Here is a 23,965-nt window from a genome sequence, read left to right on the forward strand (position 1 = left end):
GGGGGTTTTCCCTACCCCCCGACCACCTTCCCGGCCGCCCTCCTGGCCCCGGGTGCGTCCCCGGCCGGGGCGCCGGAACGGTCCCGCCACGGCAGCTCCGCCGTCACCGTCGTCGGACCGCCCTGCGGCGACTCCACGACGAACAGGCCGTCCACCGCGCCCAGCCGGTCGGCGAGGCCCCGCATGCCGGTCCCGCCGTCCAGGCTCGCGCCCCCGCACCCGTCGTCCCGCACCTGGATGAACAGCCGGTCCTCCGACCGCCACACGTCCACCGAGGCCGACCGGGCCCGGCTGTGCTTGCTGACGTTCTGCAGCAGCTCCGAGACGGTGAAGTAGGCGATGCCCTCGATGGCGGCGGCCGGCCGCTCGTCCAGGTCGGCCGTCACCTTCACCGGCACCGTGCAGCGCGAGGCGACCGAGGACAGCGCGGCGTCCAGGCCCCGGTCGGTCAGCACCGCCGGGTGGATCCCGCGGGCCAGGTCCCGCAGCTCCTGCAGCGCCAGCTTCACCTCGCCGTGCGCCTCCTCGACCATCGACGCCGCGGCGTCGGGGTCCTCCAGCAGCTTCTCCTTGGCCAGTCCCAGCCCCATCGCCAGATTGACCAGCCGGGCCTGCGCCCCGTCGTGCAGATCGCGCTCGATGCGCCGCAGGTCCGCCGCCGCCGTGTCGACCACCACGCCCCGGTCGGACTCCAGCTCGGCGATGCGCCGCTCCAGCTCGTCGGAGGGCGACAGCAGGCCGCGCACCATCGCGCGGTCGGCGTTGGTCAGGGCCCGCACGACGAACGGCAGCACCGGCCACAGCACGAACAGACCGGTCAGCGTGACCACGAAGGTGAGCACGCCCCACGGCAGCCGTATCAGCTCGTACAGCACCGTGCGCCAGCCCACCGGGTCCCGCAGCGCCATCCACAGCGGCCGCCAGAACCCTCCGGCACCACCGCCCCACGGCAGCCGGCTCGGCTCCTCCACCCGCACCCCGAGCAGTTTCCTGGCCCGCGCCCGCTCCATCCCGCCCAGCAGCCGGGAGCCCGTCAGCCCGAGCGCGAGCAGCGGGAACCCGATCACCGTCACGGTCAGCCCGGCACTGGTGAACAGCATGGTCACCGTGTAGACGAAGCCGATCAGCGACGCCGGCAGGTTCGCCAGGAGATGGGCGATCTCCTTCCAGGTGTGCACGTCGTACGCGAAGCGGGCCGGCGGCGGGCGGTCGCCGCGTCCGGCCGGATCCGGAACTGCGGTGACGGGCGCGCCCGGACTCGGGAAGGGTTCGGTCATGGGCATCAGCGTGCCCGGAGCCGGGGGTTCGCGCCATGAGGCGGACCGCCAGGACGCACGGGGGAAAACCCCACCCCCCGCGTGCCGGGCCGCGACGGGCTGCTTACGGTGCATTTACGAGGGCCTAGACTCCCGTGCGTGCGGACCGTCGAACCGTGACGTTCACCGGCACGGATCACGGGCACGGCACAGGCACGGGCCAGGGCGTCGATCAAGGGAGTGAGGGGCGGACGTGCGGGAAACGACCGTCGTCGCGGCGGACTACTTCCAGTCCTACTCGGTCGTCGGACTGCTCGCCGTCGTCGGCCTGCTGTTCGTCGCCGTCGCCTTCGGGGCGGGACGCCTGCTGCGGCCGGTGGTCCCCACGCCCGAGAAGCTCCTGACGTACGAGTGCGGGGTCGACCCCGTCGGCGAGGGCTGGGCCCACACCCAGGTCCGCTACTACGTCTACGCCTTCCTCTACGTGATCTTCGCCGTCGACTCGATCTTCCTCTTCCCCTGGGCGACCGTCTTCGCCGCCGACGGCTACGGCGCGGCCACCCTCGTGGAGATGTTCGTCTTCCTCGGCTTCCTCGCCGTGGGTCTGCTGTACGCATACAAGAAGGGCGTCCTGACATGGACGTGAACCCTGCCGCCCCCGAGCCCGTCCTGCTCCCGGAACCGAAGCGGCTCGGCGCGCTCGCCCGGCTGGCACCCGAGCCGATGAAGGTGGTCCTCAACTGGGGCCGCCGCTACTCGCTGTGGGTCTTCAACTTCGGCCTCGCCTGCTGCGCGATCGAGTTCATCGCCGCGTCGATGGCCCGCCACGACTTCATCCGCCTCGGCGTCATCCCCTTCGCGCCGGGGCCGCGCCAGGCCGACCTGATGGTCGTCTCCGGCACGGTCACGGACAAGATGGCGCCCGCGGTGAAGCGCCTGTACGAGCAGATGCCCGAGCCCAAGTACGTCATCTCCTTCGGCGCGTGCAGCAACTGCGGCGGCCCGTACTGGGACTCCTACTCCGTCACCAAGGGCGTGGACCAGATCATCCCGGTCGACGTGTACGTCCCCGGCTGCCCGCCCCGGCCCGAGGCGCTGCTCCAGGGGATCCTGAAGCTCCAGGAGAAGATCGCCCGGGAGTCGCTGGGGGAGCGGTACGGGACCGGCGGCGGCGCGCGGCCGTCCACGGCGGCGCTGCGAAGCGGGCTGGTCCGGCCGCCGGCGCCGTCCGGTGAGGGGGAGGACCGATGACCGCGGTCGGCTGGCTCCCCGCCGACGCCGAGGAACTGTTCGGTACGGAGGCCACGGCGGAGGAGTCGTACGGCGTCCTGACCGTCGACGTGCCGCCCGCCTCCTGGATCACCGCGCTGGAGGCCGCGCGCGACCGTGCCGGCTGCACCTTCTTCGACTGGCTGAGCGCGGTCGACGAACCCGGCACGGGCTTCCGGGTCACGGCGCACGTCGCCGCCCTGCGTCCCGTACGGCGCCTGCTGCTGCGCACCACGGTGCCGCACGAGGCCCCGGTGCTGCCCTCCGCGGTGGACGTCTACGCGGGCGCCGCCTGGCACGAGCGCGAGACGCACGAGATGTTCGGCGTCGACTTCACCGGTCACCCGGGGCTGGACCACCTCCTCCTGCCGGACACCTTCGAGGGCCACCCCCTGCGCAAGGACTTCGTCCTCGCCGCCCGGGTCGCCAAGGCCTGGCCCGGCGCCAAGGAACCCGGGGAGCAGGCGGCGGGCGCGGCGCACGGCGGCCCCAAGCGCCGCCAGATGCTTCCCCCCGGTGTCCCCGACCCGAACGAATGGGGTCCCCTCAAGGGGCAGCTCCCCCCGGCCCCGGCCCGCCCGGCCCGGGGCGCGGGCAGGACGGCGGCGGGCGCGCCCCGAGCGGCGGGGGCGGGGGACCGTCCCCGCCGCACCCGGACGGCGGCGGAGGGTTCGGCGAGCCAGTCGGCCGCCCCGGAGCCCCCCGACCGGCCCACGACTCCGCCCCGCCGCACCCGGACGGCGGCGGAGGGCTCGGCGAGCCGGGCCGCGGAGGCGTCCCCCGGGCCGGCCGCCGCCCCCGCACGACGTACGAGGAGCGCGAGCGAGGGGTCGGCGTCGCAGCGTCCGGGTCCTGCCGCGGGCGGCGGCCCCCGCCGGGCGCGCACCGCGTCCGGGGGGTCCGCGAGTCAGCGCGCTGCCGCGCCGAGGACCCCGGAGCCGTCCGGGGAACCCGCGTCGACGGGCGGCGCACCGGCCTCCGCGCCCACCGAGGACCGCCGGGACCGGAGGCCTCCCGCCGCTCCCCGCAGCCCGGACGCCCCCTGGCACCACGCCCGCCCCGCCTCCGCCCGGCCCGGGACGGAGGCGGAGCCCGACGCCGGCGCGGCCCCCGAGCCCCGCCCGGAGCCCGGAAGCGACCCCGGGAACCCCGCCCCCGACGACCCCTCAGGAGGCCCGCGGTGAACGACGTGCTCGACGTCGCCCTGCGCCTCCTGGCCGTGTTCGTCGTCTTCCTCACCTTCCCCCTGCTCGTGGGGCAGACCGAGCACAAGGTGATGGCCCACATGCAGGGCCGCCTCGGCCCGATGTACGCCGGCGGCTTCCACGGCTGGGCCCAGCTCATCGCCGACGGCGTGAAGTTCGCGCAGAAGGAGGACGTGGTCCCGGCCGGCGCGGACCGCCGCGTCTTCCAGCTCGCCCCCGCCGTCGCCCTCCTGCCCTACCTCCTCGTCCTGCTCGCCGTCCCGGTCGGACCGGGCGAGGGCGCGGTCGGCCAGGTGATCGACGCGGGCGTGTTCTTCGTCCTCGCCGTCATGGGGGTCGGCGTCCTCGGCTCGCTCATGGCCGGCTGGGCCTCCGCCAACAAGTTCTCCCTCCTCGGCGGCCTGCGCACCGCCGCCCAGCTCCTCTCCTACGAACTCCCGATGCTGCTCACCGCCGCCTCGGTGGCGATGGCGGCCGGAACCGTCTCCCTCGTCGGCATCCTCGACGCCTTCGAGTGGTGGTGGCTGCCCTGGCAGATCACCGGCGCGCTCGTCTTCTTCGTCGCCGGCCTCGCCGAGCTGCAGCGCCCGCCCTTCGACATGCCGGTCGCCGACTCGGAGATCATCTTCGGCGCGTACACCGAGTACACCGGCCTGCGCTTCGCCCTCTTCCTCCTCGCCGAGTACGCCGGGATCGTCGTCCTGTGCGCCCTGACCACCGTCCTCTTCCTGGGCGGCTGGCACGGCCCCTGGGGCGCCGACGGGCTCGGCTGGTTCTGGACCCTGCTGAAGACCGCGCTCCTCGCCTTCGTCGTCATCTGGCTGCGCGTCACCTACCCCCGCATGCGCGAGGACCAGCTCCAGAAGTTCTCCTGGACCCTCCTCGTCCCCCTGTCCCTCGCCCAGATCGCCCTCACCGGCGTCGTCAAGGTGGTGTTCCTCTGATGGCCCCGATCCCCGGCTCCGGCCTGGCCAAGGGCCTGGCCGTCACCCTGCGGACGATGACGAGGAAGTCCGTCACCGCCCCGTACCCGGACACCCAGCCCGACCTCCCGCCCCGCACCCGCGGAGTGATCGGCCTGTTCGAGGAGAACTGCACGGTCTGCATGCTGTGCGCCCGCGAGTGCCCGGACTGGTGCATCTACATCGACTCCCACAAGGAGACGGTCCCGGCGGCGGCCCCCGGCGGCCGCGAACGCAGCCGCAACGTCCTCGACCGGTTCGCCATCGACTTCTCCCTGTGCATGTACTGCGGCATCTGCATCGAGGTCTGCCCCTTCGACGCGCTGTTCTGGTCCCCGGAGTTCGAGTACGCCGAGACCGACATCCGCGACCTCACCCACGAACGCGACAAGCTCCGCGAGTGGATGTGGACCGTCCCGGCCCCGCCCGCCCTCGACCCCGGCGCCGAGGAGCCGAAGGAACTCGCCGCCGCCCGCAAGGCCGCCGAGAAGTCGGCCGCCGCCCGGACCGCGGGGACGACGGCCCCGCCCTCGGAGCCGTCGGCGGGCACCGAGCCGCACGCCGACGAACAGGCCCGCGCCGCCGAGTCGCCCGCACGGCCGGCGGGCGACTCGAAGCAGCAGGTGGACCAGCCACGGCAGGAGGGCCGGGAATGACCCCCGCAGCGACTCTCGGCGGCCTCGCGGCCGGCAGCGTGAACCTGGCGGCCGAGTCCCGCGGCTTCCTCTCCCCGACCGGAGTGGAGATCGCCTTCCTCCTCGTCGGCCTGGTCACCTTCGGGGCCGCCGTCATCACCGTCACCACCCGGCAGCTGGTGCACGCCGCCCTGTGGCTGGTGGTGGCCCTCGGCGGACTCGCCGTCGAATACCTCCTCCTCACCGCCGAGTTCATCGCCTGGGTGCAGGTCCTCATCTACGTCGGTTCCGTCGTCGTCCTCCTCCTGTTCGGTCTGATGCTCACCCGGGCCCCCATCGGCCGCTCACCGGACGCCGACTCCGGCAACCGCCGGGTCGCCCTCGCCGTGGCGGTGGCCGCCGCGGCCGCCCTGGTCTGGGTGGTCGTGGACGCCTTCCGCACCACCTGGATCGACCTGGACGGCGCCCCCGCCGGCTCGACCGAGGTGACCGGCGCGAGCCTCTTCCAGCACTGGGTCCTCCCCTTCGAGGCCCTCTCCGTCCTCCTCCTCGCCGCCCTCGTCGGCGCGATCGTCCTGTCCCGCAGGGCGAAGGCCGACGCCGCGGCCCGCACGGCGGACACCCGGCGCGCCACGGAAGGGGCCCGCTGATGCACCTCGCCTATCCGGCCGTCCTGTCCGCGCTCCTCTTCTGCACCGGCCTGTACGGCGTCCTCGCCCGCCGCAACGCGATCCTGGTCCTGATGTCGGTCGAGCTGATGCTCAACGCCGTCAACCTGAACCTGGTCGCCTTCGACGTCTGGCTCAGCCGGACCGCCGAGGAGACCCTGCACTCCGGCCAGGCCCTGGCCCTGTTCACCATCGCCGTCGCCGCCGCCGAGATCGGCATCGGCCTGGCGATCGTCCTCGCCGTGTACCGCAACCGCGGCACCTCGGACATCGACAAGCTCCGCGACACCGCCGAGGGTCACGAGCCCGACGGCCCCGACGGCGAGGCCGCCGCACTGCAGACGGCCGGCGAGAAGGCCGAGGCCACCGCGTGACCACGACCACCCTCGCCGTCCTCGTCCCCCTCCTTCCGTTCCTCGGCGCGCTCGCCGGGCTCCTCCTGGGCCGCACCGCCCCCGGTTTCGTCCGCCCGCTCGCCGTCCTGCCGACGCTCGCCTCCCTCGCACTGGCCGCCGCGGTCGCCTGGCGCCAGGGCGGCGGCCAGGCCGTCGACGCCGCGACCGAGCTCACCCCCACCGGCTCGGTCCCGATCGAACTCGCCCTGCACATCGACGGCTTCGCCGCGCTGACCGCCGTCCTGGTCACCGCCGTCGCCGGCTGCGTGCAGATCTACTCGACGGGCTACCTGCGCGACGACCCGCGCTACCCCTCCTACGCGGCCCTCGTCTCCCTGTTCACCTCCGCGATGCTCCTGGTCGTCTACTCCGGCGACCTGATGGTGCTGCTGGTCGGCTGGGAGGTCATGGGCATCTGCTCCTACTTCCTCGTCGGCCACTACTGGGAGACCCCCGAGGCCCGCGCCGCCTCCCTCAAGGCCTTCCTGGTCACCAAGCTCGGCGACGTCCCCTTCCTCATCGGCCTGTTCGCCCTCGCCACCGAGGCCGGCTCCTTCCGCATCACCCGGATCCTCGGCGCCGTCGCGAACGGCGGCATCGAACACCCCACGCTCATCGCCCTGCTGCTCCTGGCGGGCGTGGCCGGCAAGTCGGCGCAGTTCCCGCTGCACACCTGGCTCCCCGACGCGATGGCGGGCCCGACCCCCGTCTCCGCGCTGATCCACGCCGCGACCATGGTCGCCGCCGGCGTCTACTTCATCGCCCGTCTCCTCCCGCTCTTCGAGGCCTCGCAGGCCGCGATGGTCGTCCTCGCCGTCATGGCCGCCGTCACCATGGCCGGCTCGGCGCTCGCAGCGCTCGCCCAGGACGACGTCAAACGCGTCCTCGCCTACTCGACGATCGGCCAGCTCGGCTACATGACCGGCGCCCTCGCCGTCGCCGACCGCGACGCCGCCGTCTTCCACCTCCTGTCCCACGGCGCCTTCAAGGCGCTGCTGTTCCTCGCGGCCGGCGTGGTCATCCACGCCGCCGGCACCAACTCACTGGCCGCCATGTCCCGCATGGGCCACCTGCGGGACCGGGTCCCCGACGCCTACTGGACGATGACCGTGGCGCTCCTCGCGCTCGCCGCGATCCCGCCCTTCAGCGGCTTCTTCTCCAAGGAGGCCGTCCTCGGCGCGGCCGAACACGTCGTCACCGGCCACACCGGACACGCTCCCGCCGCGGCGGGCTGGATCGTCCTCCTCGCCGGCCTCGTCACCGCCCTGCTCACCGCCGCGTACGCGACGCGGCTGTGGCTGCTGGCCTTCCGCGGACACGGCGTCGAGGCGCCCGACCACGGCAGGCAGCCGCTGACGATGACCACGGTGCTGTGGGTGCTGGCCGTACCGTCCCTCGCGCTCGGCGGGTTCGCCTTCCGCGTACTGCCCGACTGGTTCGACGGCCACGACCTGGCCCCGACGCTCACCACCTCCGTGCTCGGCACGGGCGTGGCGCTGGTCGGCGGCATCATCACCTACGGCACCTGGCGGCACACCACCGCACACGCCGCCGCCCGCGTCCCCCTCGGTGCCGTCGCCGCCCACCCCGAGGGCGACGCCGGGCGGGTCGAGGCGGAGGCCATCGCCACCCACGAACCGGCCTACGGAGACATCGCGTACGCGCCCGACCCGTCGGACCCCGGACGGCTGCTGCTCGGCCCGCTGCACCGCCACGCGGCCGCCGGCTTCCACCTGGACGCCGTGTACACGACCCTCTTCGTCCGCCCGGTCCGGGCCGGCGCGAGCCTCGTCCGGTTCCTCGACCGCGAGGTCGTCGAGACCTACGTACGCGGCGCGGGCACACTGCCCCGCTGGCTCGGCGCCGCCGTACGACGGGCCCAGACGGGCAATCTGCAGACCTATGTGAGCGCGCTGCTCGCCGGCACCGTCGTCCTCGCGGTCGCCGCCGTCCTCGTCGCCACGGGAGCGTGAGCAGGCGTGATCGATATCAACGAGTCCGTGATGCGGTTCCTCCTGGTGTTCCTCGTCGCCGGCCCGCTCCTCGGCGCCGCCGCCGCCCTCCTGCCGGCCCCGCCCGGACTGAAGGGGAAGTCACCCGACCAGGCGGTGCTCCGCCACGGCGTGACCGTCACCGGCGCGGTCCTCGTCGCGGCGACCGTCCTCGCGCTCGGCTTCGACCACGACCGGCCGTCGACGATGCAGGCCACGACCGACATCAGCTGGATCCCCGCACTCGACGTGCGCATCCACCTCGGCACCGACGGCATCTCCCTCCCCCTTCTGGTCCTGACCGCGCTGCTGACCTTCCTCTGCGCGCTCCACGCGTACTTCAAGCCGCCCGCGGGACCGTCCCCGAAGGCCTTCGTCGCCCTGCTGCTCGTCCTCGAGTCCGGCACCCTGGCGACCTTCGCCGTCCTCGACCTGATCCTCTTCTTCCTCGCCTTCGAGACGGTCCTCGTCCCGATGTACTTCCTCATCGCCCGCTGGGGCGGCGAGGGCCGGGCCGGGGCCGCCTGGAGGTTCATCCTCTACACGCTGCTCGGCTCCGTGGTCATGCTGCTCGGCCTGCTCCTGATCGGAATCGAGGCGGGCACGTTCGACATGGTGGCGCTCGCCACTGACAACGGCCGGTTCCTGACCACGTCCGTGCAGGTCACCGCGGTACTGGCGATCGGGATCGGGCTCGCGGTGAAGACCCCGATGTGGCCGCTGCACAGCTGGTTGCCCGACGCCCACACCGCCGCGCCGACCGTCGGCTCGGTCCTGCTGGCCGGCGTCCTGCTGAAGATGGGCACGTACGGGTTCGTACGGATCCTGCTGCCCGCCGCGCCGGACGGCTTCCGCACCTTCGCGCCGTACCTCGCCGCCTTCGCCGTCGTCGGCGTCATCTACGGATCCCTCGCCTGCCTGGCCCTCGCGAGACGGGGCGCGAAGGGCGACCTCAAGCGCCTCATCGCCTACTCCTCCGTCGGCCACATGGGCTTCGTCCTCCTCGGCATCGCGACCATGACCCCGACCGGCGTCAACGGCGCCCTGTTCGCCAACGTCGCCCACGGCCTCATCACCGGCCTGCTGTTCTTCCTGGTCGGCGCCCTCAAGGACCGCACCGGCAGCACCGACCTCGACACCCTCGCGCAGGAGACCGGCGCCGCCCTCTACGGCAGGGCCCCGCGCCTCGGCGGCCTGCTCGCCTTCGCCGCCGTCGCCTCCCTCGGCCTGCCCGGCCTCGCCGGGTTCTGGGGCGAGATGCTCGCCCTGTTCGGCGCCTTCGACCCCGCCGAAGGCCTCAGCCGCCCCGCCTTCCTCACCTTCACGGCGATCGGCGCGTTCGGCACCCTGCTGACCGCCGCCTACCTGCTGGTCGTGGTCCGCAGGGTCTGCATGGGCGCCGTGCACCAGGACACCCCGAACCTCACCGACGTGCGCTCCCACGAGTTCGCGGCCTGGACCCCGCTCGTCGTCCTCACCGTCGTCGCCGGCCTCTGGCCGGGGGCCCTCCTCGGCCTGACCGACCCGGCCGTGCAGCAGCTCCTCGCAGGAGGCACCCGATGAGCTCCCTCGTCCAGTCCGTCGACTGGCTGGCCATCGCGCCGCCCACCATCACGGCCGTCGTCGGACTCGTCGTCCTCGTCGCCGACCTGTTCGTCGACGAGAGGCGCAAACCGCTCCTGGGCGGGCTCTCGGTGGCCGGCCTCGCCGCCGCCACGCTCATGCTGCTGCCCCTCCTCGACGCCGACCGCAGCACCTTCTGCCTGGTCGGCGACGAAGGCGTGTGCAGCTACACCGCGGACCGCTTCACCCTCGTCATCCAGTTCCTGGTGCTCGGCGGCGCCCTCCTGGCCGCCCTCCTGTCGGTCACCGCCCTGAAGGACGAACGCAAGCGGCTCCCCGAGGGCGAGTACTGGTTCCTGTTCCTCTCCTCCGCGGCCGGCGCCGCCCTCCTGCCCGCCTCCCGCGACCTCGCGACCCTCGTCGTCGCCCTGGAGGTCGCCTCCCTGCCCGCCTTCGCCCTGGTCGGCCTCCGGCACGGCGACCGGAAGTCCTCCGAAGCCGCCCTGAAGTTCTTCCTGTCCTCCGTCACCGCCACCGCGGTCAGCCTGCTGGGCATCAGCTTCGTCTACGCCGCCACCGGAACCCTCCACCTCACCCTGGTCGCCGAGCGCGTCCAGGGCGTCGACGGACAGCTCCACACCCTCACCCAGACCGGCGTCGTCCTCACCCTCGTCGGCTTCGCCTTCAAGACCGCCGCCGTCCCCTTCCACTTCTGGGTCCCCGACACCTACGTGGGCGCCCCTCTGCCCATCGCCGCCTACCTGTCGGTCATCGGCAAGGCGGTCGGCTTCTCCGGCCTGATCCTCGTCACCGTCGTCGCCCTCCCGTCGTACGCCGACGTCTGGGGCCCGGCCCTCGCCGCGCTGGCCGCCCTCACCATGACCGTCGGCAACGTGGGCGCCCTCAGGCAGCGGGCCACGCGCGCACACAGCGCGGTACGCCTCCTCGCCTGGTCGTCCGTCGGCCAGGCCGGCTACCTCCTGGTGCCGATCGCCGCCGCCGCGTACTCCGACGACGCCGAGAAGCCGATCGGCTCCACCGTCGCCTACGCCCTCATGTACGGCGCCGTGAACCTGGGTGCGTTCGCCGTGGCCGCCCTCGTCGGCCGCGCGCACCGCCCCAACCGCGTCGCCGACTACCGCGGCCTCTACGCCTCCAGCCCCCTCACCGCGCTCCTGATGGGCTTCTTCCTGCTCTGCCTCGCCGGACTCCCGCCGGGCGTCATCGGCCTCTTCGCCAAGGTCACCGTGTTCTCCGCGGCCGTCGACGCCGGACTGGGCTGGCTCGCCGTCGTCATGGCCGTCAACGTCGTCATCGCGCTGGTCTACTACCTCCGGTGGACGGCCCTGCTGTTCCGCGCCCCCGAGGGCGAGCCGGTGAAGCACCGGCTCCCCGCCCCCCTCACCGCGGCCCTCGCCCTGACCGGCGTCCTCGGCATCGCCCTCTCCGGCGCCCCCCAGCTGGTCCTGCGCTTCACCGGCACCGGTCTCTTCTGACCACACCGGGCACCGCCCGGGACGGCCGTCACCCGGACGGTTGACACGCGCCACCGCGCGCACAAGGGAACTAGTGCCCTTCGCCTGGCGTTGACCGGTACGGGAGGGTCCACTGGACGTGACACCACGAGGCCAGTGGAGAGCGCAGGTCAGAAGAAGATCAGCAAGCAAGGGTCCCCCTGCCGCACGACTTGGAGGGCGCACCGTGCACCGCCGGCACAACGGGCTCAGGACAGCGGTCCTCCTCGGGGGACTGTCCGCACTCATCATCGTCATCGGCGGCTTCTTCGGCCGCACGGGGCTCGTCGTCGCCGTCCTGATCGCGCTGGGCACCAACGCGTACGCGTACTGGAACAGCGACAAGCTGGCCCTGCGGGCGATGCGCGCCCGCCCGGTGAGCGAGTTCGAGGCCCCGGGGCTGTACCGCATGGTCCGCGAGCTCTCCACCCAGGCCCGCCAGCCCATGCCGCGCCTGTACATCTCCCCGACCGAGGCCCCCAACGCGTTCGCCACCGGCCGCAACCCGCGCAACGCGGCCGTGTGCTGCACCGAGGGCATCCTGCGCCTGCTCGACGAACGGGAGCTGCGCGGCGTCATCGGCCACGAGCTCAGCCACGTCTACAACCGGGACATCCTGATCTCCTCGGTGGCCGGCGCCCTCGCCTCCGTGATCATGTTCCTGGTCAACTTCGCCTGGCTGATCCCGATCGGCCGCTCGGACGACGACGACGGCCCCGGCCTCCTCGGCATGCTGCTGATCATGATCCTCGGACCGCTCGCGGCCTCCCTCATCCAGCTGGCCGTCAGCCGCTCCCGGGAGTACGAGGCCGACGCCTCCGGCGCCCAGCTCACCGGCGACCCCCTCGCCCTCGCCGACGCCCTGCGCAAGCTGGAACACGGCACCAGGCAGCTTCCCCTGCCCCCCGAGCCCCGCATCGAGACGGCCAGTCACATGATGATCGCGAACCCGTTCCGGCCGGGCCAGGGGCTCTCGAAGATGTTCTCCACCCACCCGCCGATGACGGAACGCATCGCCCGGCTCGAGAAGATGGCAGGTCACCACCAGTGAAGACCATCCTGAACCTCATCTGGCTCGTCCTCAGCGGCTTCTGGCTGTTCCTCGGCTACCTGCTCGCGGGCGTGCTGCTCTGCGTCACGGTCATCGGCATCCCCTTCGGCGTGGCCGCCTTCCGCATCGGCCTCTACGCCCTGTGGCCCTTCGGGTACACGACGGTCGAGCGCCGGGACGCGGGAGCCCCCTCCTTCCTCGTCAACGTGCTCTGGCTGCTCCTGGCCGGCTGGTGGCTGGCGCTCGGCCACGTCCTCACCGGCATCGTCCTGTGCGTGACGATCATCGGCATCCCGCTCGGCATCGCCAACTTCAAGCTGATCCCGGTCTCGTTGTTCCCGCTGGGCCGGGAGATCGTGCGCACCGACCAGACGTTCGCACAGCGCTGACGAAGGGGCCGGACGCACCCGGGGAGCCCGCCGCACCCGCGAGCACGGCTGCCCCGGACCCGCCACGGCTACCGGCCGCGGCCCGCCCCCGACCCCCGCCGCACGCCGTAGACCGCCACCCCCGCCGCCAGCACCCCCGCGCCCACGGCCACCGAGACCCGCGGCAGCGAGAACGCCAGCACCAGGCACCCGGCGAACCCCACCGCCGGCACCACCCGCGTCACCGGCCGTGGATCGAGCGTCCAGGCCGACGCGTTGGCCACCGCGTAGTACGCCAGCACACCGAAGGAGGAGAACCCGATCGCGCCCCGCACGTCCACCGTGGCGGCCAGGACGGCGACCACCGCGCCCACGGCCGACTCCGCCCGGTGCGGCACCCGGAACCGCGGGTGCACGACGGCGAGGGCACCCGGCAGATGCCGGTCCCGGGCCATGGCCAGCGTCGTCCGCGAGACACCCAGGATCAGGGCGAGCAGCGACCCCAGCGCGGCCACCGCCGCCCCCGCCCGCACCACCGGCACCAGCCAGGGAGCGCCGGCGGCCCGCCCCGCGTCGGCGAGCGGCGCGGTGGCCCCGCCCAGCCCCTCCGGCCCCAGTACCGAGAGGACGGCCACCGCGACGGCCGCGTACACGACCAGCGCGATGCCCAGGGCCAGCGGGATCGCCCGGGGGATGGTGCGCGCCGGATCCCGGACCTCCTCACCGAGGGTCGCGATACGGGCGTACCCGGCGAAGGCGAAGAACAGCAGGCCGGCCGCCTGCAGCACCCCGCCGGCGCCGCCGGACACCCCGCTGCCCGGCCGCCCGGCACCGGCTTCCCCCGAGGCCAGGCACACGACCACCACCAGAGCGAGGACGGCCAGGACCACACCCACGATCGCCCGCGTCAGCCACGCGGACTTCCGGACACCGCCGTAGTTCACCGCGGTCAGCGCCACCACGGCGGCGACCGCCACGGCGTGCGCCTGCCCCGGCCAGACGTACGCGCCCACGGTGAGGGCCATCGCCGCGCAGGAGGCCGTCTTCCCGACCACGAACGCCCAGCCCGCGAGGTAACCCCAGAAGTCCCCGAGCCGCTCGCGCCCGTACACGTACGTGCCGCCCGAGGCCGGGTGACGGGCGGCGAGGCGCGCCGACGACGTGGCGTTGCAGTAGGCGACCACGGCGGCCACCGCCAGCCCGAGGAGCAGTCCGGAACCGGCCGCGCGCGCGGCGGGCGCCAGGGCGGCGAAGATCCCGGCGCCCACCATCGAGCCGAGACCGATGACCACGGCGTCACCGACGCCGAGCGTGCGGCGCAGTCCGGGTCCGGAGGGGTGCGTCATGGGGCCGCACCCTACTGTCCGCGCGCAACCGGCAGGCGCGCCCGTGACGTCCCTCATGGTGCAAGGGCGGCAGGAAAGGGCAGGTACGGGGCATGACGATCATCAGCTGGATCATCCTGGGACTGCTGGCCGGGGCGGTGGCGAAGCTCCTGCTGCCCGGACGCGATCCTGGCGGTCTCGTCGGCACGACGCTGATCGGTGTCGCCGGCGCCTTCATCGGCGGCTGGATCTCGGCCCGTTGGCTCGACCGTCCGATCGCCGAGGACTTCTACGACGGCACCACCTGGGTCGCCGCGATCGGCGGCTCGCTGGTCCTGCTGATCGCCTACCGCATCCTGTTCGGCCACTCCCGCGACTGACCGCGGACCGCGGGCCCCCGGGGCCCGCGGCGGGCGGGAAGGGCGGTCACCGCTCGGGTGTCCGTCCTTCCCCGCGCCCGTGCGGCGTGCGAACGCCACCGGTGCCGGCCGACCGGACCTACCGGTAGTTCACGAACTGCAGGGCGAAGTCGAAGTCCTTGCCCTTGAGCAGCGCGATGACGGCCTGCAGGTCGTCACGGCTCTTGGAGCTGACCCGCAGCTCGTCGCCCTGCACCTGGGCCTTCACGCCCTTCGGGCCCTCATCGCGGATGATCTTCGCGACCTTCTTCGCGTTCTCCTGGGAGATGCCCTCCTCGATCGACGCGAAGATCTTGTACTCCTTGCCCGAGAGCTGGGGCTCACCCGCGTCCAGGGCCTTCAGGGAGATGCCCCGCTTGATCAGCTTGGACTGGAAGACGTCGAGGACGGCCTTCACCCGGTCCTCGGAGTTCGCCTCCATGAGGATCTTCTCCCCGGACCACGAGATCGAGGCACCGACGCCCTTGAAGTCGTAGCGCTGCGAGATCTCCTTGGCGGTCTGGTTGAGGGCGTTGTCGACCTCCTGCCGCTCGACCTTCGAGACGATGTCGAAACTGGAGTCGGCCATGTCCTGTGGCTCCTTGTATCGGGGTGCGTACCGGGCTGCGCACCGGGTGCGTACCGGCGTACGTGAAGCGGCCCCCGAGCCCGGCATCGGTCCCCGGCCGCATCCGGACCAGCCTAGTCAACCTCCGGCTTCCCGACGGCGATCAATCGGGTGGCGAAGCACCCCTGTCCATCGGGTATTGTTTACGTCGTCGCCAAGGAGCACCGCCGAAAAGCGGTTCGAGGCGGCAACCCCGGCGGTGTGCCCGAGCGGCCAAAGGGAGCAGACTGTAAATCTGCCGGCTCAGCCTTCCCAGGTTCGAATCCTGGCGCCGCCACACTGGGGAAGACCCCCTCCCGATCGCGGAAACGCGGTCGGGAGGGGGTCCTTTCGTGTCCGCGGGGGCTTCCTGTCCGCCGGCGAAGGCCCCGGGGCACACTGGCCCCATGTCGTCCCGTCGTCGCCCCTGTCCCGAGTGCCGTCGTGAGATCGCCGTCGTCGCCGGGCGGTACGCGCGGCACGATCCGCCCGGCGCCCGGGGGAACGGGGAGCTGACCTCGTGCCCCGGGTCGCGCAGGCTCGCCCCGCTCGGGGCGGAGCAGCCCTCGCTGGACGGGTACGCGGTGCCCGACTTCCCGGGACAGATGCCCCTCTTCTGACCAGGCCGCCTCAGTTGCCGGCCACCGACTTCACCGCCACCGACACCGGCGCGTGACCGCCGATCAGCTCCAGGGTCAGGCCGGCCGTCGCGGGGGTGTCCACCAGCTCCGCCAGCACGGCGGCCACGTCGTCGCGCGGAACGGGTCCGCGGCCCGTGCGGGCCTCCAGACGGACCAGACCGGTGCCGGCGTCGTCGGTGAGCTGACCGGGGCGCAGGATCGTCCAGTCCAGGGCGTCCAGACCGCGCACGTACGCGTCCGCCTCGCCCTTGGCGCGCAGGTACGCGTCGAAGACCTCGTCGCCCTCGTGGGCCGGATCCGCGCCCATGGACGACACGACCACGAAACGCCGCACCCCCGCGCGGACGGCAGCGTCGGCGAAGAGGACCGCCGCCGCCCTGTCCACCGTCTCCTTGCGGTCCACCCCGCTGCCCGGCCCGGCGCCCGCCGCGAACACCGCGGCGTCCGCGCCCTCCAGCCGCTCGGCGACCTCCTCCACCGACGCCGACTCCAGGTCGAGCACCACCGGTTCGGCACCCAGCCGCCGCAGCTCGTCGGCCTGTTCGGGTTTGCGGATGATGCCCGCCACCTCGTCCCCGCGCGCGGCGAGCAGCCGCTCCAGCCGCAGCGCGATCTGACCATGACCACCAGCGATGACAATGCGCATGCCTCCGACCGTACGCCGGGGCGACCGCATCCGCCGCGCAACGCCCCGGAGAGCCGTCCGGCCCTACGCGGGGCCCCGGCCCTGCCTGGGCAGCCCCGCGTCCGCCTCCCACGCCGCCGGCGCCGAACCGCAGTACTCCCGCACCGCGTTCGTCCACGCCACCACCCGCCCCCCGTGCACCACGACGCGGCTGTACGACGGCGCCAGCGCCCCGGGGAGCCCGTCCCCGCGGACCGCCAGCAGTTCGGCCGGGAAACCCGCCTCCACGCGCACCTCGGGCAGCCCCAGGGCCGCCCGCGCCGACGTGCTCACCGCGGTGTAGGCGTCCTCCGGGGACAACCCGTGGCAGGAGGCGAGCAGGTACGCCGCCTCCAGCGGGTCGCCGCGGCCCACCGGGTTCGACGCGTCCCGCAGGGCGCCGCTCCCGGCGGCCACCCGCACCCCCGCCGACCGCAGCAGCCGTACCGGAGCCACGCCCCGGCGGTCCACGGCGCCGCAGCCGCCCTGCGGCAGGCACGCCACCGTCACCCCGGCCGCCGCCAGCCGGTCCGCGGTCCGTGCGGCCGGTTCGGCGGGCAGTCGGGCGAGACCGCCGCACGGGCCGAGGACGACCCCCGGCCGCAGCCCGCCCGCCATGGCCGCGAACCGGGCCAGCCGGGCGGGATCGGCGGCGTCCGTGTGCAGATCGACGGGACAGCCGTGTTCGGAGGCGATCTCCAGGACCGCCTCCACGTACCCGAGGGGATCGGGATCGAGGTCCGGACAGCCGCCCACCACGGACGCGCCCATCTTCAGCGCGTCCCGCAGCACCGCGAGCCCGTCCGCCCCGGCCACCCCGGTCAGCACCCGGGGCATCGCCACCACCGTCAGTTCGGCCAGTCCGCGCAGCGAACGCTCCGCCAGCAGCACGGCGGTCAGCGTGCCGAGCCCGGCCACGTCGCCCACCCGCACATGCGCCCGCAGTGCCGTCGCACCGTGCCCGAGCTGGAGCAGCGCCGCCTCCGTCGCGCGGCGCCGGACGTCCCGGGGGTCGTACGAGGCGGGGCCGCCGGCGTCGGCGGACAGGGCCGTGTCCGCGTGGACGTGGGGCTCGGCGGGGGCCGGCAGGAGCAGATAGCCGGTGAGGTCGATCCGGGTGCCGTCCGTCGCCAGGCTGCCGGCCGTGCCGACCGCCTCGATGCGCCCGCCGCCCAGCCGTACGTCCACGGTCCGCCCGTCGGTGAGGCGCGCGCCGCACAGCAGCAGCGGGGCGGCCGGATCGACCGGGACCGGCTCCGGGGGCGAGGGCGGACGGGGCGGTGGCTGCGGCCGGCTGTCGGGCATCGCGCTCCAGGGGCTCGGGCTGCGCACGGAGGGCAAGGTCACGCAGGCAAGATCACGCAGAGTGAGACGAGCCTAGGCCGGGGGCCCGCCCCTCGCCGGGAGGAGCCCAATAGTCGTACCGGCGTGGTCCGCGCCGGAGGAGGGGGGACCGCAACGGATTTGGGCGAACGGCGGCGGACCGTGTAATGTCTTCCTCGCTCGCCCCAATAGCTCAGTCGGCAGAGCGTCTCCATGGTAAGGAGAAGGTCAACGGTTCGATTCCGTTTTGGGGCTCTGGTGCGTGAGGTTCCCGCCGCGAGGCGGGGCCCGATCGCATCAAAGCGGTGTAGCTCAGTCGGTAGAGCAAGCGGCTCATAATCGCTGTGTCACCGGTTCAAGTCCGGTCACCGCTACAGACAGTAGCCGATTGCGGGGTCGGTCCTTCGATCGGCTACTCTTCTTGCGTTAATACAGTCAATCCGTTCGTCAAGGAGCACTCACGTGGCTGCCACCGACGTCCGCCCGAAGATCACGCTGGCCTGCGTGGAGTGCAAGGAGCGGAACTACATCACCAAGAAGAACCGGCGTAACAACCCGGACCGTCTTGAGATGAAGAAGCACTGCCCGCGTTGCAACGCGCACACCGCGCACCGCGAAACGCGATAAAACAGGCTCGTACACGAGGCCGTCTCCCCGCCAGGGGGACGGCCTCGTGTCGTTTTCCCACCGACCGGATACGGTCAGGACCGGCCGGACGCAGGCAGAGACAGACGACACAGGAGGTGCCGCGCGCATGGCGCTCGACCAGTCCTTCGTGGGGCGGACCTATCCGCCCACCGCGCCCTACGAGGTGGGCCGGGAGAAGATCCGCGAGTTCGCCGAGGCGGTGGGGGACGCCAACCCCGCGTACACGGACGTGGAGGCCGCCAAGGCGCTCGGCCACCCCGATGTGATCGCCCCGCCCACCTTCGTGTTCGCGATCACGTTCAAGGCCGCGGGCGAGGTCGTCGCCGACCCCCGGCTCGGCCTCGACTACAGCCGGGTGGTGCACGGCGACCAGAAGTTCGCCTACAACCGCCCGGTGCGCGCCGGTGACCGGCTCACCGTCACCTCGACCATCGAGACGATCAAGTCGATGGCCGGCAACGACATACTGGACATCCGCGGCGAGGTGCACGACCAGGACGGCGAGCACGTCGTCACCGCCTGGACCAAGCTGGTGGCCCGCGCGGCCGAGGAGGCGTGACGAACACCATGACGGCGAAGATCTCCTACGCCGACGTCGAGGTCGGCACCGAGCTGCCCGCACAGACGTTCCCCGTGACCCGCGCCACCCTCGTCCGGTACGCGGGTGCCTCCGGCGACTTCAACCCCATCCACTGGAACGAGAGGTTCGCCAAGGAGGTCGGCCTGCCCGACGTCATCGCGCACGGCATGTTCACCATGGCCGAGGCGATCCGCGTGGTGACCGACTGGGTGGGCGACCCGGGCGCGGTCGTCGAGTACGGCGTCCGCTTCACCCGTCCGGTCGTCGTCCCCGACGACGAGCGGGGCGCCGTCGTCGAGGTCGGCGGCAAGGTCGCCGCCAAGCTCGACGACCACACGGTGCGCGTGGACCTCACCGCGACCAGCGCCGGACAGAAGGTCCTGGGCATGTCGCGGGCGGTCGTCCGGCTGGGCTGAGCCGGAACCGGCCGGGGGAGCGAGGCCGGCGGCGCCGTCTCGTAGTCTTGGGCCCGTGCAGGAACTCCACGACGCCCCCCTCGCCCCGCTCACCACCTTCCGGCTGGGCGGTCCCGCGGCCCGGCTGGTCACCGCGACGACCGACGACGAGGTGATCGCCGCGGTCCGCGAGGCCGACGACAGCGGTACGCCGCTGCTGGTCGTCGGCGGCGGCTCCAACCTGGTCATCGGCGACAAGGGCTTCGACGGCACCGCCCTCGTCGTCGCCACCAAGGGCGTCGTCCTGGACGGCACGAGCCTGGAGCTGGCCGCCGGAGAGGTGTGGACCGACGCCGTCGCCCGCACCGTGGAGGCGGGCCTCGCCGGCATCGAGTGCCTGGCCGGCATCCCCGGCTCGGCGGGCGCGACCCCGATCCAGAACGTCGGGGCGTACGGCCAGGAGGTCTCCTCCACCCTCACCGAGGTCGTCGCCTACGACCGCCGCACCGGCGAGACGGTCACCCTCGGCAACGAGGAGTGCGCCTTCTCCTACCGGCACAGCCGCTTCAAGGCCGATCCCGAGCGCTACGTCGTCCTGCGCGTGCGCTTCCGGCTGGAGGACGCGGGCGGACTGTCCGGGCCCGTCAGGTACGCCGAGACGGCCCGTGCCCTCGGCGTCGAGCCGGGCGAGCGGGTACCGCTGGCCGCGGCGCGCGAGACGGTCCTGAAGCTCCGTGCCGGCAAGGGCATGGTCCTGGACCCGGAGGACCACGACACCTGGTCGGCCGGCTCCTTCTTCACCAACCCGATCCTCGACGACGAGGCGTTCGCGGCCTTCCGTGCGCGTGTGCGGGAGCGGCTCGGTGAGGGCGTGGAACCGCCCGCCTACCCCGCGGGCGAGGGCCGCACCAAGACCTCCGCGGCCTGGCTGATCGACAGGGCCGGCTTCACCAAGGGGTACGGCAGCGGGCCGGCCCGCATCTCCACCAAGCACACCCTCGCCCTCACCAACCGGGGCGACGCCACCGCGGAGGACCTGCTGGCGCTGGCCCGCGAGGTCGTGGCGGGCGTCCGGGACGCGTTCGGGATCACCTTGGTGAACGAGCCGGTCATGGTCGGCGTCGGTCTCTGACCGGCACGGACCGCGCCGGGGCGCAATCCTGTTGCAGCGCCCGGCCCGTCGCGCGTATCCCTGACGTCATGGGGGAGCTTCCGTGCGGCTGGGAGTCGACGAGTTCCGGCCGCGCGCCGGCCGATACGCCTTCCGGGTCGTCCGGCCGCGCCCCGCGCTGCGGCACACCACGCTCAACGACCCGGTGCGCGGCTGGGGTCACCTGGTCGGGGACCACGACGGGCCGGCCCGCCTCGCCGGGCTGTTCTCCTTCGCGGCGTACTCCCCGCACACGGTCGTCCACGTCCCGCTCCGGCGGAGCGTTCCCCGGGAGTCCGGCCGGGGCGTGCCCGTCGACCTGGTGCTCGCCCACCAGTCGCTCGGACTGCGGCCCTCCGTGTGGCCCGCCCTGCGCCGCGGGTTCACCCGGGGCGCCCCGGGCACCGTCCGCACCGACGAGCGGCGCACCGCAGCCACGGCGCCGCCTGGGAGGAGCTCTGGGAGCGGCGCTGGGACCGCCTGCCCCGCGCCGACCGCATCCGGCCCGCCGTGCACGCCCGGACGCTGTTCCTGTTCGGCGCGCGGGACACCTTCGCTGCCGCGTCCCTGCGTCTCGGCCGGGCGGCCGGCTACGGCCCGCGCGGCAAGGACGCGGGCAAGGGGCACGAGGTGCTCAGCGCCTCGCTCACCACGCTGCTGCCCCTGTCCCGGGGGCGGGGGACGGAGCTGGACATCGGCTTCCAGGCGTACCCGCCCCTGGCCCACTTCAGGCGACCGGGGCGGTGAGCCAGTCGTCCACGCCCGACAGCAGCTTCGCCTTCACGTCCTCCGGGGCCGCCGAGCCCCGCACCGACTGGCGGGCCAGTTCGGCCAGCTCCGCGTCCGTGAAGCCGTGGTGGAGGCGGGCGAACTCGTACTGGTCCGCCAGGCGGGAACCGAACAGCAGCGGGTCGTCGGCGCCCAGCGCCAGCGGCACGCCCGCCTCGAAGAGGGTCCGCAGCGGCACGTCCCCGGGCTTGTCGTAGACGCCCAGCGCCACGTTCGACGCCGGGCACACCTCGCACGTCACCTGGCGGTCCGCGAGCCGCCGCAGCAGCCGCGGGTCCTCCGCCGCCCGCACGCCGTGCCCGATCCGGTGCGCCTCCAGGTCGTCCAGGCAGTCCCGCACCGACGCCGGCCCCGCCAGCTCGCCCCCGTGCGGCGCCGACAGCAGACCGCCCTCGCGCGCGATCGCGAACGCGCGGTCGAAGTCGCGGGCCATCCCGCGCCGCTCGTCGTTGGAGAGGCCGAACCCCACGACGCCCCGGTCCGCGTACCGCACCGCCAGCCGGGCCAGTGTGCGCGCGTCCAGCGGATGCCTCATCCGGTTGGCGGCCACCAGCACCCGCATCCCGATCCCGGTGTCCCGCCGCGCCGCGTCCACCGCGTCCAGGATGACCTCCAGCGCCGGGATCAGCCCGCCCAGCCGGGGCGCGTACGACGTCGGGTCCACCTGGATCTCCAGCCAGCCCGAGCCGTCCCGCAGGTCCTCCTCCGCCGCCTCGCGCACCAGCCGCTGGATGTCCTCCGGCTCCCGCAGGCACGAGCGCGCGGCGTCGTACAGCCGCTGGAAACGGAACCAGCCGCGCTCGTCGGTGGCCCGCAGCCTCGGCGGTTCCCCGCCGGTCAGCGCGTCGGTCAGCGCCTCGGGCAGGCGCACGCCGTACTTGTCGGCCAGTTCCAGCAGGGTGGTGGGCCGCATGGACCCGGTGAAGTGCAGGTGCAGATGGGCCTTCGGCAGCTCAGAGAGATCACGTACACGCTCCATCCCTGGATGTTGCCGCACGCCACCGCCGTCCCGGTAGCGTTTTCCCCGTTCGTGGTCTTGCCCGCACAAACGAACAGGGGCGCCCGGAGTGGACTCCGGACGCCCCCGCGGCGGGCGGGGCGGTCAGTCCCGCGCCTCCGCCAGCAGCTTCTGGATCCGGCTCACGCCCTCGACGAGGTCCTCGTCGCCCAGCGCGTACGACAGCCGCAGATAGCCCGGCGTGCCGAAGGCCTCGCCCGGCACCACCGCGACCTCGGCCTCCTCCAGGATGAGCGCCGCCAGCTCGACGGAGGTCTGCGGCCGCCTGCCCCGGATCTCCTTGCCGAGCAGCGCCTTCACCGAGGGGTAGGCGTAGAACGCGCCCTCGGGCTCGGGGCAGACCACGCCGTCGATCTCGTCGAGCATCCGGACGATGGTCTTGCGCCGGCGGTCGAAGGCCTCGCGCATCTTCGCGACCGCGTCCAGGTCGCCGGAGACGGCGGCGAGCGCGGCCACCTGGGCGACGTTGGAGACGTTCGACGTGGCGTGCGACTGCAGGTTGGTCGCGGCCTTCACCACGTCCTTCGGGCCGATGATCCAGCCCACCCGCCAGCCCGTCATCGCGTACGTCTTCGCGACGCCGTTGACCACGATGCACTTGTCGCGCAGCTCGGGCAGGAGCGCGGGCAGGGAGACGGAGACGGCGTCGCCGTACACCAGGTGCTCGTAGATCTCGTCCGTCAGCACCCACAGGCCGTGCTCGACGGCCCAGCGGCCGATCGCCTCGGTCTCGGCCTCGCCGTAGACCGCGCCGGTCGGGTTCGACGGGGAGACGAAGAGGACGACCTTCGTCTTCTCGGTGCGGGCCGCCTCCAGCTGCTCCACGCTCACCCGGTAGCCGGTCGTCTCGTCGGCGACGACCTCGACCGGGACACCGCCGGCCAGCCGGATCGACTCCGGGTACGTCGTCCAGTACGGGGCCGGGACGATGACCTCGTCGCCCGGGTCGAGGATCGCGGCGAAGGCCTCGTAGATGGCCTGCTTGCCGCCGTTGGTGACCAGGATCTGGGAGGGGTCCACCTCGTAGCCGGAGTCGCGCAGCGTCTTGGCGGCGATCGCGGACTTCAGCTCCGGCAGACCGCCGGCCGGCGTGTAGCGGTGGTACTTGGGGTTCCGGCAGGCCTCGATCGCGGCCTCGACGATGTAGTCCGGCGTCGGGAAGTCGGGCTCACCGGCGCCGAAGCCGATCACCGGTCGCCCGGCGGCCTTGAGGGCCTTGGCCTTGGCGTCCACGGCGAGGGTGGCGGACTCGGAGATCGCGCCGACTCGGGCGGAGACCCGGCGCTCGGTGGGAGGGGTTGCAGCGCTCATGGGCCCATCGTTCCAGACCGGAAACCCACGCGGCACAGGGGTTTCACCTACTGAACAACACCGGGCAAACCCCTGAACACCAGTCCGGATCGGCGCCGCCGGTCCGCCGCGCCCGGGACGGTCCTCCGCCGGGACGGCGCCTCCCCGGCACTTTCTGTTCGACGCCCGGCCCGGGAGCACGTACACTCTCACCTCGTTGGCCTTCAGCGGCCCGCGCTCAACCGGTGCACGCCGAGCAC

At 73.2% G+C, this 23,965-nt stretch carries 26 protein-coding genes and 3 tRNA genes; 22 read left to right on the forward strand and 7 right to left on the reverse strand.

Annotated features, from left to right (window positions below):
- Nucleotides 1-11: 11 nt before the first annotated feature.
- On the reverse strand, nt 12-1,277 hold the full coding sequence (locus ABTY20_RS04690) for a sensor histidine kinase (RefSeq protein WP_502991744.1): 1,266 nt from the start codon (nt 1,275-1,277) through the stop codon (nt 12-14).
- A 232-nt stretch (nt 1,278-1,509) separates the two neighbouring features.
- On the opposite strand from ABTY20_RS04690, the gene ABTY20_RS04695 reads away from it, so the two are divergent.
- The 12 genes from ABTY20_RS04695 (at nt 1,510) to ABTY20_RS04750 (ending at nt 12,898) form a co-directional block, all read left to right on the forward strand.
- Entirely contained in the window at nt 1,510-1,902 is a 393-nt protein-coding gene (locus ABTY20_RS04695) for an NADH-quinone oxidoreductase subunit A (protein ID WP_093765436.1), read from the forward strand.
- Nucleotides 1,893-2,507 (forward strand): NADH-quinone oxidoreductase subunit B, encoded by a 615-nt coding sequence (locus ABTY20_RS04700; protein ID WP_351995555.1) that lies wholly within the window; start codon nt 1,893-1,895, stop codon nt 2,505-2,507. The genes ABTY20_RS04695 and ABTY20_RS04700 overlap by 10 nt, the downstream gene beginning before the upstream one ends.
- Nucleotides 2,504-3,709 carry an NADH-quinone oxidoreductase subunit C gene (locus ABTY20_RS04705; protein WP_351995556.1) on the forward strand — a complete coding sequence of 402 codons (1,206 nt, stop codon included), beginning with the start codon at nt 2,504-2,506 and terminating at the stop codon, nt 3,707-3,709. Before ABTY20_RS04700 ends, ABTY20_RS04705 begins: the two co-directional genes overlap by 4 nt.
- Nucleotides 3,706-4,674, forward strand: a complete 969-nt coding sequence (locus ABTY20_RS04710; RefSeq protein ID WP_351995557.1) for a complex I subunit 1/NuoH family protein — start codon at nt 3,706-3,708, stop codon at nt 4,672-4,674. Before ABTY20_RS04705 ends, ABTY20_RS04710 begins: the two co-directional genes overlap by 4 nt.
- Nucleotides 4,674-5,348: a NuoI/complex I 23 kDa subunit family protein gene (locus tag ABTY20_RS04715; protein WP_351995558.1), complete on the forward strand. Its 675-nt coding sequence runs from the start codon at nt 4,674-4,676 to the stop codon at nt 5,346-5,348. The genes ABTY20_RS04710 and ABTY20_RS04715 overlap by 1 nt, the downstream gene beginning before the upstream one ends.
- A complete protein-coding gene (locus ABTY20_RS04720; RefSeq protein WP_351995559.1) occupies nt 5,345-5,977 on the forward strand; it encodes an NADH-quinone oxidoreductase subunit J family protein in 633 nt (210 codons plus the stop codon). Before ABTY20_RS04715 ends, ABTY20_RS04720 begins: the two co-directional genes overlap by 4 nt.
- A complete protein-coding gene (gene nuoK, locus ABTY20_RS04725) occupies nt 5,977-6,369 on the forward strand; it encodes an NADH-quinone oxidoreductase subunit NuoK (RefSeq protein WP_351995560.1) in 393 nt (130 codons plus the stop codon). Before ABTY20_RS04720 ends, nuoK begins: the two co-directional genes overlap by 1 nt.
- Nucleotides 6,366-8,363, forward strand: coding sequence for an NADH-quinone oxidoreductase subunit 5 family protein (locus ABTY20_RS04730; RefSeq protein ID WP_351995561.1), 1,998 nt, complete (start codon nt 6,366-6,368; stop codon nt 8,361-8,363). Before nuoK ends, ABTY20_RS04730 begins: the two co-directional genes overlap by 4 nt.
- 6 nt (nt 8,364-8,369) lie before the next feature.
- On the forward strand, nt 8,370-9,944 hold the full coding sequence (locus tag ABTY20_RS04735; RefSeq protein WP_351995562.1) for a complex I subunit 4 family protein: 1,575 nt from the start codon (nt 8,370-8,372) through the stop codon (nt 9,942-9,944).
- A complete protein-coding gene (locus ABTY20_RS04740) occupies nt 9,941-11,440 on the forward strand; it encodes an NADH-quinone oxidoreductase subunit N (protein ID WP_351995563.1) in 1,500 nt (499 codons plus the stop codon). The genes ABTY20_RS04735 and ABTY20_RS04740 overlap by 4 nt, the downstream gene beginning before the upstream one ends.
- Before the next feature lie 205 nt (nt 11,441-11,645).
- A complete protein-coding gene (gene htpX, locus ABTY20_RS04745) occupies nt 11,646-12,509 on the forward strand; it encodes a zinc metalloprotease HtpX (protein ID WP_351995564.1) in 864 nt (287 codons plus the stop codon).
- Nucleotides 12,506-12,898 carry a YccF domain-containing protein gene (locus tag ABTY20_RS04750; protein WP_351995565.1) on the forward strand — a complete coding sequence of 131 codons (393 nt, stop codon included), beginning with the start codon at nt 12,506-12,508 and terminating at the stop codon, nt 12,896-12,898. Before htpX ends, ABTY20_RS04750 begins: the two co-directional genes overlap by 4 nt.
- Before the next feature lie 68 nt (nt 12,899-12,966).
- On the opposite strand, the gene ABTY20_RS04755 is transcribed toward ABTY20_RS04750, so the two are convergent.
- On the reverse strand, nt 12,967-14,223 hold the full coding sequence (locus ABTY20_RS04755) for an APC family permease (RefSeq protein WP_351995566.1): 1,257 nt from the start codon (nt 14,221-14,223) through the stop codon (nt 12,967-12,969).
- A gap of 92 nt (nt 14,224-14,315) precedes the next feature.
- On the opposite strand from ABTY20_RS04755, the gene ABTY20_RS04760 reads away from it, so the two are divergent.
- Nucleotides 14,316-14,582 (forward strand): GlsB/YeaQ/YmgE family stress response membrane protein, encoded by a 267-nt coding sequence (locus ABTY20_RS04760; RefSeq protein WP_351995567.1) that lies wholly within the window; start codon nt 14,316-14,318, stop codon nt 14,580-14,582.
- A 118-nt stretch (nt 14,583-14,700) separates the two neighbouring features.
- Here the strand turns inward: ABTY20_RS04760 and ABTY20_RS04765 are convergent, their stop codons facing one another.
- The gene (locus tag ABTY20_RS04765; RefSeq protein ID WP_108708220.1) at nt 14,701-15,189 is read right to left on the reverse strand and encodes a YajQ family cyclic di-GMP-binding protein; all 489 of its coding nucleotides are present in this window, start codon (nt 15,187-15,189) and stop codon (nt 14,701-14,703) included.
- A gap of 234 nt (nt 15,190-15,423) precedes the next feature.
- On the opposite strand from ABTY20_RS04765, the gene ABTY20_RS04770 reads away from it, so the two are divergent.
- Both ABTY20_RS04770 and ABTY20_RS04775 read left to right on the forward strand, forming a co-directional pair.
- Nucleotides 15,424-15,505: transfer RNA gene (locus ABTY20_RS04770), tRNA-Tyr, on the forward strand.
- 109 nt (nt 15,506-15,614) lie between these two features.
- The gene (locus tag ABTY20_RS04775; protein WP_351995568.1) at nt 15,615-15,827 is read left to right on the forward strand and encodes a hypothetical protein; all 213 of its coding nucleotides are present in this window, start codon (nt 15,615-15,617) and stop codon (nt 15,825-15,827) included.
- 10 nt (nt 15,828-15,837) lie between these two features.
- On the opposite strand, the gene ABTY20_RS04780 is transcribed toward ABTY20_RS04775, so the two are convergent.
- Both ABTY20_RS04780 and ABTY20_RS04785 read right to left on the reverse strand, forming a co-directional pair.
- Nucleotides 15,838-16,494 carry an SDR family oxidoreductase gene (locus tag ABTY20_RS04780; protein ID WP_351995569.1) on the reverse strand — a complete coding sequence of 219 codons (657 nt, stop codon included), beginning with the start codon at nt 16,492-16,494 and terminating at the stop codon, nt 15,838-15,840.
- 63 nt (nt 16,495-16,557) lie between these two features.
- On the reverse strand, nt 16,558-17,817 hold the full coding sequence (locus tag ABTY20_RS04785; RefSeq protein WP_351995646.1) for an amidohydrolase family protein: 1,260 nt from the start codon (nt 17,815-17,817) through the stop codon (nt 16,558-16,560).
- A gap of 200 nt (nt 17,818-18,017) precedes the next feature.
- Between ABTY20_RS04785 and ABTY20_RS04790 the strand changes: the two genes are divergently transcribed.
- From ABTY20_RS04790 to ABTY20_RS04820, 7 genes are all read left to right on the forward strand, one after another.
- Nucleotides 18,018-18,090, forward strand: a tRNA-Thr gene (locus tag ABTY20_RS04790).
- Between the two features lie 46 nt (nt 18,091-18,136).
- Nucleotides 18,137-18,209 (forward strand) — tRNA-Met (locus ABTY20_RS04795).
- A gap of 88 nt (nt 18,210-18,297) precedes the next feature.
- A complete protein-coding gene (rpmG, locus tag ABTY20_RS04800; protein ID WP_003948671.1) occupies nt 18,298-18,462 on the forward strand; it encodes a 50S ribosomal protein L33 in 165 nt (54 codons plus the stop codon).
- 127 nt (nt 18,463-18,589) lie between these two features.
- Nucleotides 18,590-19,042 (forward strand): FAS1-like dehydratase domain-containing protein, encoded by a 453-nt coding sequence (locus ABTY20_RS04805; RefSeq protein WP_351995570.1) that lies wholly within the window; start codon nt 18,590-18,592, stop codon nt 19,040-19,042.
- Nucleotides 19,043-19,050: 8 nt separating this feature from the next.
- Nucleotides 19,051-19,479 (forward strand): MaoC family dehydratase, encoded by a 429-nt coding sequence (locus ABTY20_RS04810; RefSeq protein WP_351995647.1) that lies wholly within the window; start codon nt 19,051-19,053, stop codon nt 19,477-19,479.
- Between the two features lie 55 nt (nt 19,480-19,534).
- Entirely contained in the window at nt 19,535-20,590 is a 1,056-nt protein-coding gene (locus ABTY20_RS04815; RefSeq protein WP_351995571.1) for a UDP-N-acetylmuramate dehydrogenase, read from the forward strand.
- A gap of 378 nt (nt 20,591-20,968) precedes the next feature.
- Entirely contained in the window at nt 20,969-21,355 is a 387-nt protein-coding gene (locus tag ABTY20_RS04820) for a hypothetical protein (protein ID WP_351995572.1), read from the forward strand.
- Here the strand turns inward: ABTY20_RS04820 and ABTY20_RS04825 are convergent.
- A complete protein-coding gene (locus ABTY20_RS04825; RefSeq protein ID WP_351995573.1) occupies nt 21,336-22,376 on the reverse strand; it encodes an adenosine deaminase in 1,041 nt (346 codons plus the stop codon). The genes ABTY20_RS04820 and ABTY20_RS04825 overlap by 20 nt on opposite strands.
- A gap of 123 nt (nt 22,377-22,499) precedes the next feature.
- Complete coding sequence (locus ABTY20_RS04830) at nt 22,500-23,726, reverse strand: pyridoxal phosphate-dependent aminotransferase (RefSeq protein ID WP_351995574.1); 1,227 nt, start codon at nt 23,724-23,726, stop codon at nt 22,500-22,502.
- Between the last annotated feature and the right edge of the window lie 239 nt (nt 23,727-23,965).

The sequence above is a fragment of the Streptomyces sp. NPDC126497 genome, from assembly GCF_040302425.1.
Taxonomy (GTDB): domain Bacteria; phylum Actinomycetota; class Actinomycetes; order Streptomycetales; family Streptomycetaceae; genus Streptomyces.

Coding starts and splice junctions, on each gene's coding strand:
- ABTY20_RS04690 (WP_502991744.1), bottom strand. CDS start 1,277: ATGACCGAACCCTTCCCGAGTCCGGGCGCGCCCGTCACCGCAGTTCCG.
- ABTY20_RS04700 (WP_351995555.1), top strand. CDS start 1,893: ATGGACGTGAACCCTGCCGCCCCCGAGCCCGTCCTGCTCCCGGAACCG.
- ABTY20_RS04705 (WP_351995556.1), top strand. CDS start 2,504: ATGACCGCGGTCGGCTGGCTCCCCGCCGACGCCGAGGAACTGTTCGGT.
- ABTY20_RS04715 (WP_351995558.1), top strand. CDS start 4,674: ATGGCCCCGATCCCCGGCTCCGGCCTGGCCAAGGGCCTGGCCGTCACC.
- ABTY20_RS04720 (WP_351995559.1), top strand. CDS start 5,345: ATGACCCCCGCAGCGACTCTCGGCGGCCTCGCGGCCGGCAGCGTGAAC.
- nuoK (WP_351995560.1), top strand. CDS start 5,977: ATGCACCTCGCCTATCCGGCCGTCCTGTCCGCGCTCCTCTTCTGCACC.
- ABTY20_RS04740 (WP_351995563.1), top strand. CDS start 9,941: ATGAGCTCCCTCGTCCAGTCCGTCGACTGGCTGGCCATCGCGCCGCCC.
- ABTY20_RS04755 (WP_351995566.1), bottom strand. CDS start 14,223: ATGACGCACCCCTCCGGACCCGGACTGCGCCGCACGCTCGGCGTCGGT.
- ABTY20_RS04760 (WP_351995567.1), top strand. CDS start 14,316: ATGACGATCATCAGCTGGATCATCCTGGGACTGCTGGCCGGGGCGGTG.
- ABTY20_RS04765 (WP_108708220.1), bottom strand. CDS start 15,189: ATGGCCGACTCCAGTTTCGACATCGTCTCGAAGGTCGAGCGGCAGGAG.
- ABTY20_RS04775 (WP_351995568.1), top strand. CDS start 15,615: ATGTCGTCCCGTCGTCGCCCCTGTCCCGAGTGCCGTCGTGAGATCGCC.
- ABTY20_RS04780 (WP_351995569.1), bottom strand. CDS start 16,494: ATGCGCATTGTCATCGCTGGTGGTCATGGTCAGATCGCGCTGCGGCTG.
- ABTY20_RS04785 (WP_351995646.1), bottom strand. CDS start 17,817: ATGCCCGACAGCCGGCCGCAGCCACCGCCCCGTCCGCCCTCGCCCCCG.
- ABTY20_RS04805 (WP_351995570.1), top strand. CDS start 18,590: ATGGCGCTCGACCAGTCCTTCGTGGGGCGGACCTATCCGCCCACCGCG.
- ABTY20_RS04810 (WP_351995647.1), top strand. CDS start 19,051: ATGACGGCGAAGATCTCCTACGCCGACGTCGAGGTCGGCACCGAGCTG.
- ABTY20_RS04825 (WP_351995573.1), bottom strand. CDS start 22,376: ATGGAGCGTGTACGTGATCTCTCTGAGCTGCCGAAGGCCCATCTGCAC.
- ABTY20_RS04830 (WP_351995574.1), bottom strand. CDS start 23,726: ATGAGCGCTGCAACCCCTCCCACCGAGCGCCGGGTCTCCGCCCGAGTC.